Source organism: Pseudomonas sp. GYB4201, from assembly GCF_056312595.1.
In genome coordinates this window covers 1-12161 of record NZ_JBWGIG010000035.1, presented here as the reverse complement: position 1 = coordinate 12161, position 12161 = coordinate 1, and the positions used below count along the sequence as shown (strand labels likewise).

11 protein-coding genes are annotated in these 12161 nt (G+C 65.5%); 5 read left to right on the top strand and 6 right to left on the bottom strand.

What is annotated here, in order from left to right; genetic code table 11:
* The first annotated feature begins 18 nt into the window (after positions 1-18).
* Positions 19-729 (top strand): FadR/GntR family transcriptional regulator, encoded by a 711-nt coding sequence (locus AC0Z2B_RS25440; protein WP_476300320.1) that lies wholly within the window; start codon positions 19-21, stop codon positions 727-729.
* A gap of 25 nt (positions 730-754) precedes the next feature.
* Here AC0Z2B_RS25440 and mgtA read toward each other — a convergent pair whose 3' ends face one another.
* Positions 755-3466, bottom strand: coding sequence for a magnesium-translocating P-type ATPase (gene mgtA / locus AC0Z2B_RS25435; protein ID WP_476300318.1), 2712 nt, complete (start codon positions 3464-3466; stop codon positions 755-757).
* Positions 3467-3903: 437 nt separating this feature from the next.
* On the bottom strand, positions 3904-5130 hold the full coding sequence (gene lysA / locus AC0Z2B_RS25430; protein WP_476300316.1) for a diaminopimelate decarboxylase: 1227 nt from the start codon (positions 5128-5130) through the stop codon (positions 3904-3906).
* Positions 5131-5254: 124 nt separating this feature from the next.
* Here lysA and AC0Z2B_RS25425 point away from each other — a divergent pair, with 124 nt between their 5' ends.
* On the top strand, positions 5255-6178 hold the full coding sequence (locus AC0Z2B_RS25425; RefSeq protein ID WP_476300313.1) for a LysR family transcriptional regulator: 924 nt from the start codon (positions 5255-5257) through the stop codon (positions 6176-6178).
* Here AC0Z2B_RS25425 and AC0Z2B_RS25420 read toward each other — a convergent pair whose 3' ends face one another.
* The 3 genes from AC0Z2B_RS25420 to AC0Z2B_RS25410 form a co-directional block, all read right to left on the bottom strand.
* Positions 6179-6460, bottom strand: a complete 282-nt coding sequence (locus AC0Z2B_RS25420) for an addiction module antidote protein (protein WP_476300311.1) — start codon at positions 6458-6460, stop codon at positions 6179-6181.
* Between the two features lie 225 nt (positions 6461-6685).
* Positions 6686-7381, bottom strand: coding sequence for a GntR family transcriptional regulator (locus AC0Z2B_RS25415; RefSeq protein ID WP_416425744.1), 696 nt, complete (start codon positions 7379-7381; stop codon positions 6686-6688).
* Between the two features lie 121 nt (positions 7382-7502).
* A complete protein-coding gene (locus tag AC0Z2B_RS25410; protein WP_476300309.1) occupies positions 7503-8324 on the bottom strand; it encodes an aldo/keto reductase in 822 nt (273 codons plus the stop codon).
* 74 nt (positions 8325-8398) lie between these two features.
* Here AC0Z2B_RS25410 and AC0Z2B_RS25405 point away from each other — a divergent pair, with 74 nt between their 5' ends.
* Positions 8399-9517 carry a DUF2235 domain-containing protein gene (locus tag AC0Z2B_RS25405; protein WP_476300306.1) on the top strand — a complete coding sequence of 373 codons (1119 nt, stop codon included), beginning with the start codon at positions 8399-8401 and terminating at the stop codon, positions 9515-9517.
* A 147-nt stretch (positions 9518-9664) separates the two neighbouring features.
* Here the strand turns inward: AC0Z2B_RS25405 and AC0Z2B_RS25400 are convergent, their stop codons facing one another.
* Complete coding sequence (locus AC0Z2B_RS25400; protein ID WP_476300304.1) at positions 9665-10564, bottom strand: LysR family transcriptional regulator; 900 nt, start codon at positions 10562-10564, stop codon at positions 9665-9667.
* Positions 10565-10694: 130 nt separating this feature from the next.
* Between AC0Z2B_RS25400 and AC0Z2B_RS25395 the strand changes: the two genes are divergently transcribed.
* Both AC0Z2B_RS25395 and AC0Z2B_RS25390 read left to right on the top strand, forming a co-directional pair.
* Positions 10695-11393, top strand: a complete 699-nt coding sequence (locus tag AC0Z2B_RS25395; RefSeq protein WP_473003740.1) for a 3-oxoacid CoA-transferase subunit A — start codon at positions 10695-10697, stop codon at positions 11391-11393.
* A 32-nt stretch (positions 11394-11425) separates the two neighbouring features.
* Entirely contained in the window at positions 11426-12082 is a 657-nt protein-coding gene (locus AC0Z2B_RS25390) for a CoA transferase subunit B (RefSeq protein ID WP_476300301.1), read from the top strand.
* The last annotated feature ends 79 nt before the right edge of the window (positions 12083-12161 follow it).

The following is a 12161-nucleotide window of genomic DNA, read 5'->3' as shown; positions in this document are numbered from 1 at the left end:
TTCGCGGAATGTGTTGGCATGCACGACCCAAGCAACGCCCCCACGCGCAAGCGCGCCACCAGCCTGGCCCACGACCTGGTCGAGGTGCTGCGCCAGCAGATCCTGCTGGGGCAATTCCGCCCTGGCGACAAGCTGCCGTCCGAACCGACCATCGTGCGCGAGCACGGGGTCAGCCGCACGGTGGTCCGCGAGGCTATCTCCAAGCTGCAGGCGTCGGGGCTGGTGGAAACCCGCCACGGCATCGGCACCTTCGTGCTGGAGCGCGAATCGCAACTGGGGCTGCGCCTGAGCCTGGACACCGCCGCCAGCGTGCGCGGCATTCTTGAGCTGCGCATGGGCCTGGAGGTGCAGGCCGTGGCCCTGGCGGCCGTGCGCCGCAGTGATGAACAGCTGCGGCGCATGCGCCAGGCGCTGGACGACTACCAGGCCTCGCTGGCCAACAACGACAGCTGCGTGGAAGAGGACAAGCGCTTCCACCAGCTGATCGCCGAGGCCACCGGCAACACCTATTTCACCGAGATCATGCAGCACCTGGGCGACACCATGATCCCGCGCACACGGGTCAAGGGCGATGAGCGCGGCGACGCCGACTTCGCGCGCCTGGGCTACCTGGCCAACCAGGAGCACGAGGCCATCCTCAACGCCATCCGCAAGCAGGACCCGGACGCCGCGCGGGCGGCGATGGTGCTGCACCTCACCAACAGCCGCGAGCGCTTTTCCGGCAACTGAACTGTAGCCGCTGCCGCAGGCTACATTACTGCCAGCCGAAGCGGCGGATGTAGAACCGCTTCATGGCCTGGGTCAGCGCCACGTACGCCACCAGAATCACCGGCAGGAACGCGAAGTACAGCGGCGGCAGTGCCTGCAGCTTGAAGTAGTGCGCCAGCGGGCCCATGGGCAGGAAGATGCCGATGGCCATGATCACCCCGGTCATCACCATCAACGGCATGGCCGCGCGGCTTTGCAGGAATGGCACTTTCGGCGTGCGGATCATGTGCACTACCAGGGTCTGTGTCAGCAGGCCGACGATGAACCAGCCGGACTGGAACAGGGTCTGGTGTTCAGGGCTGTTGGCGCCGAACACGTACCACATCAGCGCGAAGGTGGTGATGTCGAACACCGAGCTGATCGGCCCGAAGAACAGCATGAAGCGGCCTACCTCGCCCGGCTGCCAGCGCTGCGGCTTCATCAGCATCTCGTCGTCGACGTTGTCGAACGGCACGGCGATCTGCGAAATGTCGTACAGCAGGTTCTGCACCAGCAGGTGCATCGGCAGCATCGGCAGGAAGGGGATGAACGCACTGGCCACCAGCACCGAGAAGACGTTGCCGAAGTTGGAGCTGGCGGTCATCTTGATGTACTTGAGCATGTTGGCGAAGGTGCGACGGCCTTCCAGCACGCCTTCTTCCAGCACCATCAGGCTCTTTTTCAGCAGGATGATGTCGGCCGCTTCCTTGGCGATGTCCACGGCGCTGTCCACCGAAATGCCGATGTCGGCAGTGCGCAGCGCCGGGGCGTCATTGATGCCGTCGCCCATGAAGCCGACCACGTGGCCGTTGGCCTTGAGCAGGCGCACGATGCGTTCCTTGTGCGCAGGCGTCAGCTTGGCGAAGACGTTGGTGGTTTCCACGGCCACCGCCAATTGCGCGTCGCTCATGTCCTCGATGTCGTTGCCCATCAGCAGGCCTTGCTGGGCCAGGCCCACCTCGCGGCAGATCTTGGCGGTGACCAGCTCGTTGTCGCCGGTCAGCACTTTCACCGCCACGCCGTGGGCGGCCAGGGCCTTGAGCGCGGGCGCGGTGCTCTCCTTGGGCGGGTCGAGGAAGGCCACGTAGCCGATCAGGGTCAGCTCGCGTTCGTCATGGATGCCATAGTTTTCCTGGGTAGGCGGGCGCTCGCTGGCGGCCACGGCCACCACGCGCAGGCCTTCGGCGTTGAGCTCGGCGGTGACCTGGCGGATGCGCGCCAGCAGGCTGTCGGACAGCGGCTCGACCTGGTCGCCGTGGCGCACCTGGTGGCACACCGAGAGAATCTCTTCCACCGCGCCCTTGCAGATCAGCACGTGGTGCTGGTCGTGCTCGGCCACCACCACCGACATGCGCCGGCGATTGAAGTCGAACGGAATCTCGTCGACCTTGCGGAAAGCCGTGGCCACCTGCAGGTCGCGCTGCACGTCCACGTGTTCCAGCACGGCCACGTCCAGCAGGTTCTTCAGGCCGGTCTGGTAGTAGCTGTTGAGGTAGGCCATCTCCAGCACCTCATCGGACTCCTGGCCCCACACGTCGACGTGGCGGGCAAGGAAGATCTTGTCCTGGGTCAGGGTGCCGGTCTTGTCGGTGCACAGCACGTCCATGGCGCCGAAGTTCTGGATGGCGTCCAGGCGCTTGACGATGACCTTCTTGCGCGACAGGAACACCGCGCCCTTGGCCAGGGTCGAGGTGACGATCATGGGCAGCATTTCCGGGGTCAGGCCCACGGCGATGGACAGCGCGAACAGCACCGCTTCCATCCAGTCACCCTTGGTGAAGCCGTTGATGAACAGCACCAGCGGCGCCATCACCAGCATGAAGCGGATCAGCAGCCAGCTGATCTTGTTGACGCCGGTCTGGAACGCCGTGGGCGCACGGTCGGTGGCGCCGACCCGTTGCGCCAGGGCGCCGAAGTAGGTGCCGTTGCCGGTGGCGACCACCACCGCGCTGGCGGCGCCGGACACCACGTTGGTGCCCATGAACAGGATGTTGTCCAGTTCCATGGGGTTGCGCGTGGCCGGGTCGCGCAGCTGCACGAACTTCTCCACGGGCATGGATTCGCCGGTCATGGCGGCCTGGCTGACGAACAGGTCCTTGGCGCTGAGCAGGCGGCAGTCGGCGGGGATCATGTCGCCGGCGCTGAAGATCACCACGTCGCCGGGCACCAGTTGCTTGATCGGCAGTTCCACGCGCAGGTGCCCGTCGGCGTTGCGGCGGCGCACGGTGGCGGTGTTGCTGACCATGGCCTTGAGGGCGTCGGCGGCCTTGTTCGAGCGCGCCTCCTGCCAGAACCGCAGCAGGGTCGAGAGCACGACCATGCTGCCGATCACCAGGGTGGCCTTCATGTCTTCGGTGATGAACGAGACGATGGCCAGCAGGGTCAGCAGCAGGTTGAAGGGGTTCTTGTAGCACTGCCACAGGTGCACGTGCCAGGCCAGCGGCTGCTCGTGCTCCACCTCGTTGAGGCCCACGCGGGCGCAGGTGTCCTGGGCCTGGGCTTCGCTGAGGCCATCGGCGTGGCTGCCCAGGCGTTCCAGCAGGGCCTGGCTGTCACCGCCCGCGGCCGCCACCAGGCTGTGGGCCAGGGTGGGGGGTATCTCGCGGCTGACGTTGGCGTCATTCAGGCTTTCGAACAGCGCCAGGCGGCGGAAATGCCGGGCGATGTGGCGAGTCCGCAGGAAGCCTGCGAAAAATTCTTTGAGCAGGGTGAAATTCATGGCGCTGCTTTCCCCAGTTGGCAGTGGGGAGACCATCGCGCAGGCACGTGCGCTGTCCTGGCTGCAACGTTGCAGGCCGGGGCAGGGGAGTCTGTGGAGAAGGGAAGGCTGCGGCGCCCCGCATGGGGGGCGCCGGCAGGATTGCCGTCTCTCGCGTCAAGGCGAGACACGGCAGGGAAGCTGCGCGTTATCTCGCCGAGAAAATGCCGGTATCGATGACCGGCCGACTACTGTCGCTCGAACAAGTGCCCACGTGGGGTCTCCGCGGTGATTGAAAACGCGCGCAGCATACGCTTGGGGTTTGCTCCCGACAATAGTGGGTGGCGATCATGAGGGAAGTTTCATGAAACCCCCGTAGCAGCTGCCGAAGGCTGCGTCACGCGGCGTACCAGCTGAATCGCGGGGCCTGGGACGCGGCCTGTGGCCGCTGCTACGGGTCAGGCGCCAAGCTCTAGGGCGAAGAGCTCTTGTAGCGTCTGGCGGCGGCGAATCAGCTGTACCTGGTCACCGTCCAGCAGCACCTCGGGAATCAGCGGGCGGCTGTTGTAGTTCGACGACATCGACGCGCCGTAGGCGCCAGTGGTGTGGATCACCAGCAGGTCGCCCACCTCGGCGCGCGGCAGCGGGCGCGGGGCTACCAGGCCGCCTTCGTGCTGGGTGAAGACGTCGCCGGACTCGCACAGCGGGCCGGCCACCACGGTGGGGCGCAGCTCGCCGGTGCGTGGCTGGCCGTCACGGTCCAGCAGGGTGAAACCGTGGTAGCTGCCGTACATGGACGGGCGCATCAGGTCATTGAAGCCGGCGTCCACGAGCACGAAATGCTGGCTGCCCATGTCCTTGATGGCGCGTACTTCGGTCACCAGGGTGCCGGACTCGGCCACCAGGAAACGCCCCGGCTCGATTTCCAGGCGCACCGGGTGGCCAAGGTGGGCGGCCACGCGCTGGCGGGCGGCGTCCCAGATGGCGGCGTAGCGCTCGGTGTCCACCGGCTGCTGGTCATCCTTGTAGGGCACCGACAGGCCGCCGCCGGCCGAGATGGCCTCCAGGTCGTGGCCCATGCCGATCACCGCGTCGGCCATGGCCGTGCACACTTCTTCCAGGTGCGCGTAGTCCACGCCCGAGCCGATGTGCATGTGCAGGCCCACCAGTTGCAGGTCGTACTGGCGCACCACGGCCAGGGCTTCGCCCAGCTGGCTGTGCCACACGCCGTGCTTGCTGTTCTCGCCGCCGGTGTTGGTCTTCTGGCTGTGGCCGTGGCCGAAGCCGGGGTTCAGGCGAATCCATACGCGGTGGCCGGGGTGCTGCTGGCCCAGTTGGCGCAGCATGTCGATGGAGCCGCAGTTGACCTCCACGTCCAGCTCGATGATGCGCGCCAGGGTGGCGCGGTCCAGCAGGTCGCAGGTGAACACCACGCCCGCCGGCTCGCCCTGGGGGCTGTAGCCGGCCAGCAGCGCACGCTCGATCTCGCCCAGCGACACCGCGTCCACCTGCACGCCCTGTTCGCGCATCAGCTTGAGGATGTGCACGTTGGAGCAGGCCTTCTGGGCGAAGCGGATTACGTCGAAGCCCTGCAGCTGGCTGATGCGCTGGCGGATGATGGCGGCGTCGTAGGTCCAGAAAGGCGTGGCGTGTTGCTGAACGAGGGGCAGGATGCGATCGAACATGGTGGTGTGGCCGTGAAGGGGAAAGGTGGCCATCATGCGCAATTATCTCTATTCAATAAAATATCTGTTTTTTCTCTGTCCATTCAGTTTTGATATGGCTTAGGTTTGATTTCGAGTCTTTGCGATGGACATATCCCTGCGTCATATCGAAGTGTTCCGCGCGGTGATGAACGCCGGCAGCGTCACCGGCGCCGCGCAGTTGCTGCTCAGCTCCCAGCCCACGGTCAGCCGCGAGCTGGCGCGGCTGGAAAGCCTGCTGGGCATGCCGTTGTTCGTGCGCGAGCGCGGCCGGCTGACGCCCACGGCCCAGGGCCTGATGCTGTTCGAGGAGGTGCAGCGCGCCTACGTCGGGCTGGAGCAGATCGCCAGCGTTGCCGAGTCGATCCGCCGTTTCGACCAGGGCCAGTTGAACATCACCTGCCTGCCGATGTTCGCCCAGGTGCTGCTGCCGGCGGCGTGCCTGGCGTTCAGCCGCCAGTACCCCGCCGTGGCGGTGAGCATCACCGCCCAGGAGTCACCGGCGCTGGAAGAGTCGCTCAGCGGCCAGCGCTACGACCTGGGCCTGATCGAAAGCCGCCACCCGCCGCGCGGCACCCGGGGTTTCGAACTGTTTTGCGCCGAGATGGTGGCAGTGCTGCCGGCCGGCCATGGGCTGGCGGCGAAGGCGCGCCTGGAACTGAGCGATTTCGACGGCCAGGCGTTCATCAACCTGTCCGGGCTGGACCTGTACCGCAAGATGCTCGACGAACAGTTCCGCCGCGCCAACGTGCAGCGGCACGGGGTGATCGAGACCAGCACCGCCGCCTCGGTGTGCGCCATGGTGCGCCAGGGGCTGGGGGTGGCCATCGTCAACCCGCTGACCGCGCTGGACGAGGCGGCCCGCGGCCTGGTGCTGCGGCCGCTGGCGGTGGCGGCGCCGTTCAGCGTCAGCCTGATCCAGCCCCAGTACCGCCCGGCGTCGGTGCTGGTGGAGGCGTTTACCGCGTGCCTGCAGACCGAGGCGGCGCGCCTGGCGGATGGGCGCCCGGCGGATGCTATGGGTACTTGATCAAGGGTGATGGGCCGACAGTTTCAGCCCCAAGGCGTTGATAACCTTCAGCACGGTGTCGTAGCGTGGTTTCGCCCCGGGGGCGAGCGCTTTGTAAAGGCTTTCACGGTTAAGCCCGGCATCCGCAGCCAGTTGGCTCGTGCCTCGTGCCTTGGCAACTTCCTGGAGCGCCCTGAGAAAAACATCAGGGTTCTCATCCTCCAGCGCAGCGCTGAGAAATTCGGCCATGGTGTGTTCATCAGTAAGGTAACGAGATGCTTCGAAGGGAATTAGCTCAATCATGTTCAGTGCCCCGGTCAATTTGGTTCAGCAATATCTCAGCATGGCGTATATCGTGTTTTTGGGTGGACTTATCGCCGGCGCACAGCAGGACAAATCAGGGCGAGCCGTTTCGTCGTCCGGCGTCAGGAGCTTCCCTGCTCAACCGGACTGCGATGCCAAGGGTTGCAAAAATCCTCGATCGTGATTGGATTTTTGTCTTTCAGCGTATGTAGAGCAGGGCCTCTTCTACAAGTCGGCCAGTGCTTCACGTAGGTTCACATCCGGCGCGCTCTGTTCATCCAGGTCCAGTTGGCCTTCCAGGTCGACCAGGTGGTCCAGCGTGGCGCGGATGGCGTTGTCGCTGTTGCCCGACTGCAGGGCATCGAGGATGGCCTGGTGGTCGTCGCAGCGGCAGGAGGAGGTTTCCAGGCGCTGGTACAGCGAGACGATCAGCGAGCTGCGCACGATCAGGTTGCCGAGCATTTCACGCAGCAAACGATTGCCGCACAGGTCGGCCAGCATCAGGTGGAATTCGCTGCGCACACGCACGGTCTCGCGGCGGTCGCCGCTGGCCGAGGCCTGGTGTTCGGCTTGCATTTGCGCGGCGATGGTGTCGGCGTTGGCGGCCAGGGCGTCGGGGGTGATGGCCTCGACGATGGCGCGCTCGATGGCTCGACGGGCGGCGAACACTTCCCGTGCTTCCTGGGCCGAAGGCTGCGAGACGATGGCGCCGCGGTTGGTCTCGATGGTGACGATGTGCTGCATGGCCAGGCGCTGCAAGGCCACCTGCACGTGGTTGCGGTTGGCCTGCAGGGTCTCGACGATCTGCGCCTCTACCAGCCGCGTGCCGGGGCGCAGGCGTTGCTGGGCGATGGCGCGCGACAGCACGTCGACGATGCGGGTGACTTCCAGCTGTTTGGCGGTGACGGTGACAGAAACCATATTTCCTCGAACGGTGAGCCCATGCAGAGCCTGCGACTGGGTGCAATGGGGGCGCATTATCCGCCAGCGGGCCGGCCTTTGAAAAGCGCGCTGGCCGACCGCCAGCAGGGAAATTTCGCCGTCAAACCATTGCAAGATGCTGCTTGCGCTTGGGGGGTGGGCAGGCCAGATCCAGCTGTTTGAGGTCTTCATCATCCAGTTGGATAGCGGTTGCCGCTGCATTCTGCCGCACATGGTCGGGGTGCACGGCCTTGGGAATGGCAAGCACCCCGTCCTCGCGCAGCACCCACGCCAGGCAGGCCTGGGCGGCGGTGATGCCATGTTTGTCGGCGATGGCCTGCAACGCCGCATGGCGCAGCAGCTTGCCGCCCTGGGCGATGGGGCAGTAGGCCATGGTCGGCAGGCTGCGGGCCTGGCTCCAGGGCAGCAGGTCGAATTCGATGCCGCGGGCCTCGGGGTTGTACAGCACCTGGTTGGTGGCGCAGCGCTCGTCGTCCAGCTCTTCCAGGTCGTCGACGTCGAAATTGGACACGCCCCAGCGGCCGATCTTGCCCTGTTCGCGCAGGCGTTCGAAGGCTTCCACGGTTTCCGCCAGCGGGTACTGGCCGCGCCAGTGCAGCAGGTACAGGTCGATGTGCTCGGTGCCCAGGCGCTTGAGGCTGCGCTCGCAGGCAGCCGCCACGCCGCTGCGGCTGGCGTTGTGCGGGTATACCTTGCTGACCAGGAACACTTGCTCGCGGCGCCCGGCGATGGCTTGGCCCACGACCTGTTCGGCGCCGCCTTCGCCGTACATTTCAGCCGTGTCGATCAGGCTCATGCCCAGGTCGATGCCCAGTTGCAGGGCGGCGACCTCCTGGCGCCTGGCGCCGGGGTCTTCGCCCATGCGCCAGGTGCCCTGGCCGATGAGGGAAACGGAGGTGTCTGCGAGTCGATGATGGCGCATGGCTACTCCCTGAAACATGGATGGCTTATAGTCTGACGACGCTAGGGAAATAACATTCAACACAAGGAAACGGCATGGGTCGACAGCTCGTGGTCTGCCTGGACGGCACCAACAACCGCTTCAGCCTGCAACCTACCAATATACTGCGGATGATCCGCTGCCTGCCCGATGATCCCGCCCGGGTCATGTCCTATTACGACCAGGGCGTGGGCACTTTCGGCCTGCGCGAGACGCTGTTCGAGTGGCAGAAACTGCCCTCGCGGCTGTGCGGCCTGGCGTTCGGCTGGGGTTTGAAGGAGACCGTGGGCGGCGCCTATCGCTTTCTCGCCCGGCATTATCGCGAGGGCGACCAGCTCTACCTGTTCGGCTTTTCCCGGGGCGCCTACGCCGTGCGCGCGCTGGCGGCGCTGATCGACGCCGTGGGCCTGGTGCGCGGCCACGAGGCGCATCTGTTCGACTATGCCTGGGCCATGTTGCAGGCGCGCAACAGCGACAAGCAGCCGGACTTCAAGCTGCAGGACGCGTTCAAGGCCACCTTTGGCCGGCCGGTGAAGGTGCACCTGCTGGGGCTGTTCGACACGGTCAAGTCCGAGGGCTGGATCTACGACCCGCTGGTGCTGCCGTACACCGCCAGCAACGCCATGGTGGAGAACGTCCGTCATGCGCTGTCCATCGACGAGCGTCGTTGTTTCTTCCGCCCCAACCTGTGGCAGAAGCGCCCGGGGCAGGGCACCGACGTGCGCCAGGTGTGGTTCGCCGGGGTACACAGCGACGTGGGCGGTGGCTACGCGGTGGACGAATCGGGCCCGGCGTTGCTGGCCTTGCGCTGGATGCTGGGCGAGGCGCGGGCCCTGGGCCTGGCGCTGGACCCCGACGGCTGCGCCCGCGAACTGCAACTGCTGGACGCCGGCGGCCCCGGGCAGTTGCACGACTCCATGACCTGGCCATGGCCGCTGGCCGAATGGCTGCCACGCCGGGCCTGGAGCTACACGCTGCACAAGCACGTGTTCACCATCGGCAGCATGCCGCCGTTCGGCCAGCCACGGCCGCGCTACATCGCCGAGGGCGCGGTGCTGCACCGCTCAGTCCTGCAGCGCCTGGAAAGCGGCGACTACCACCCCGTCAACCTGCCCCGCCAATACAACGTCGCAGAAGACCTGCCGCTGATCCCCCAAACCACCCCCACCCCGTAGCAGCTGCCGCAGGCGGCGTCCTTACGCGGTATGCCTGTCGATGCACGGTACTCCCTGACGCGGCCTGGCGGCCGCTGCTACGGAGGATTCGCGTAGCAGCTGCCGAAGGCTGCGTCCGGGAGCACCGCGGTATCCGTGTGGAAGCCGTCATGGCGTGGGTTGCTGTTGGGCGGACGTTTCAATCAGCACTTCCTGCAACGCCTGCGCCGCCGCCGACAGCTTGTGATCAGCCAGGCGCATCAGGCCGATGCGCCGCTCGATGCGCGGCTCATCCAGGGCCACGCAACGCGCGCCCAGTTCCTCCATCTGTTCGATGCACAGCGACGGCACCGCGCTCACGCCCAGGCCGCTGGCGACCATGCGGCCGACGGTGCTCAGTTGGTGGCTTTCGAAGGCCACAGACAGCTTGCCGTGGGTATCGGCCAGGTCCTGCTCCAGCATCAGGCGTACCGCCGAAGGACGTTGCAGGGTGACGAAGTCCTCCTGCAACAGCTCGCTCCAGCTGAGCTTGTCACGCTGGGCCAGGGGCGAATCGGCCGCCACCACTGCCACGAAGCGGTCCAGGTAGAACGGCGTGAATACCAGCGAACGGGTGGATTCGGGCTCGAAACCGATGCCCAACTCCACGCGGCGGTGGCGCACCATTTCCAGCACCTGCTCGTTGATCACGTCGTGCACGGCCACGTTCACCCTTGGGTGGCGGTCGCGGAAGGTCTTCAGCGCAGCAGGCAGGCGGTTGCCGGCGAAGGAGGGCATGGCCGCGATCGAGACCTTGCCGGTCTGCAGGGTGAAGTGCTGGCGCAGCAGTTCCTCGGCGTTGTCCCAGTCGGCCAGCAGCTGCCGCGCCAGGGGCAGCAGGGTCTCGCCCTCGGGGGTCAGGGCCACGCTGCGGGTGGTGCGGATCAACAGCGCACCGCCCAGGTCTTCCTCCAGGCCCTTGATGGTCAGGCTCAGGGCTGGCTGCGACAGGTGCAGGCGCTCGCCGGCCTGGGCGAAGCTCAAGGCCTGGGCCACGGCCAGGAACGCGCGAAGCTGCTTGATGTTCATTGTTTTGCAAACTCAATCAATCCATCAGAAAAACAAAATTAACAAATAACTCCGTTGGCGAGAAGATGGGCCAAACACGCTCCTGGGCTAAGCTGGCGTTAGTCCAATAATTAAAACAAGGCGGATCGATATGGCTGGGCTCGACAAGCGAGTAGCAACCTGGGAAGAGGCCCTCGCCGGCCTCACCGACAACATGACGGTACTGTCCGGCGGCTTCGGCCTGTGCGGCATTCCCGAAAACCTGATTGCGCAGATCAAGCGCATGGGCGTGCGCGGGCTGACCGTGGTGTCCAACAACTGCGGCGTCGATGGCTTTGGCCTGGGCGTGCTGCTGGAAGACCGGCAGATCCGCAAGATGATCGCCTCGTACGTGGGCGAGAACGCCCTGTTCGAACGCCAGCTGCTGGACGGCGAGCTGGAAGTGGAACTCACCCCCCAAGGCACCCTGGCGGAAAAAATGCGCGCTGGCGGTGCTGGCATCCCGGCGTTCTACACCGCCACCGGCTACGGCACCCCGGTGGCCGACGGCAAGGAAGTGCGCGAGTTCAACGGCCGCAAGTACATTCTTGAAGAGGCCATCACCGGCGACTTCGCCATCGTCAAGGGCTGGAAGGCCGACCACTTCGGCAACGTCATCTACCGCCACACCGCGCAGAACTTCAACCCGCTGGCCGCTGCCGCCGGCAAGATCACCGTGGTCGAGGTCGAGGAAATCGTCGCCCCTGGCGAGCTGCCGCCCAGCCAGATTCACACCCCCGGCATCTACGTCGACCGGGTGATTCTCGGCACCTTCGAAAAACGCATCGAAAAGCGCACCGTCAAGGCCTGAGGCCCGGCCCAGAACAACAAGAGGTTTTGCACATGGCACTGACCCGCGAACAAATGGCCCAGCGTGTGGCCCGCGAACTCAAGGATGGCTACTACGTGAACCTGGGTATCGGCATTCCGACCCTGGTGGCCAACTACGTCCCCGACGACATCGACGTGATGCTGCAATCGGAAAACGGCCTGCTGGGCATGGGCGAGTTTCCTACCGAGCAAACCATAGACGCCGACATGATCAACGCCGGCAAGCAGACCGTCACCGCCCGGGCGGGCGCGTCCATTTTCAACTCGGCCGAATCCTTCGCCATGATTCGTGGCGGCCACGTCGACCTTACCGTGCTGGGTGCCTTCGAGGTGGACGTGCAGGGCAACATCGCCTCGTGGATGATCCCCGGCAAGCTGGTGAAAGGCATGGGCGGCGCCATGGACCTGGTGGCCGGCGCCGACAACATCATCGTCACCATGACCCACGCCTCCAAGGACGGCGAGTCCAAGCTGCTGCCCCAGTGCAGCCTGCCGCTGACCGGCGCGGGCTGCATTCGCAAGGTGCTGACCGACCTTGCGTACCTGGAGATCGAGAACGGCGCGTTCATCCTGCGCGAGCGCGCGCCGGGCATCAGCGTCGAGGAAATTATCGCCAAGACCGCCGGCAAGCTGATTGTGCCGGATGATGTGATCGAGATGACCTTCTAAGCCACACCGCGCTCCCGTAGCCGCTGCCGCAGGCTGCGCTGGCCCCTGAGTTCACTGAAGACATTCAGCGAACTCAGGG

Coding starts and splice junctions, on each gene's coding strand:
- AC0Z2B_RS25400 (WP_476300304.1), bottom strand. CDS start 10,564: ATGAACATCAAGCAGCTTCGCGCGTTCCTGGCCGTGGCCCAGGCCTTG.
- AC0Z2B_RS25395 (WP_473003740.1), top strand. CDS start 10,695: ATGGCTGGGCTCGACAAGCGAGTAGCAACCTGGGAAGAGGCCCTCGCC.
- AC0Z2B_RS25420 (WP_476300311.1), bottom strand. CDS start 6,460: ATGATTGAGCTAATTCCCTTCGAAGCATCTCGTTACCTTACTGATGAA.
- AC0Z2B_RS25410 (WP_476300309.1), bottom strand. CDS start 8,324: ATGCGCCATCATCGACTCGCAGACACCTCCGTTTCCCTCATCGGCCAG.
- AC0Z2B_RS25405 (WP_476300306.1), top strand. CDS start 8,399: ATGGGTCGACAGCTCGTGGTCTGCCTGGACGGCACCAACAACCGCTTC.
- AC0Z2B_RS25440 (WP_476300320.1), top strand. CDS start 19: ATGCACGACCCAAGCAACGCCCCCACGCGCAAGCGCGCCACCAGCCTG.
- lysA (WP_476300316.1), bottom strand. CDS start 5,130: ATGTTCGATCGCATCCTGCCCCTCGTTCAGCAACACGCCACGCCTTTC.
- AC0Z2B_RS25425 (WP_476300313.1), top strand. CDS start 5,255: ATGGACATATCCCTGCGTCATATCGAAGTGTTCCGCGCGGTGATGAAC.
- mgtA (WP_476300318.1), bottom strand. CDS start 3,466: ATGAATTTCACCCTGCTCAAAGAATTTTTCGCAGGCTTCCTGCGGACT.
- AC0Z2B_RS25415 (WP_416425744.1), bottom strand. CDS start 7,381: ATGGTTTCTGTCACCGTCACCGCCAAACAGCTGGAAGTCACCCGCATC.
- AC0Z2B_RS25390 (WP_476300301.1), top strand. CDS start 11,426: ATGGCACTGACCCGCGAACAAATGGCCCAGCGTGTGGCCCGCGAACTC.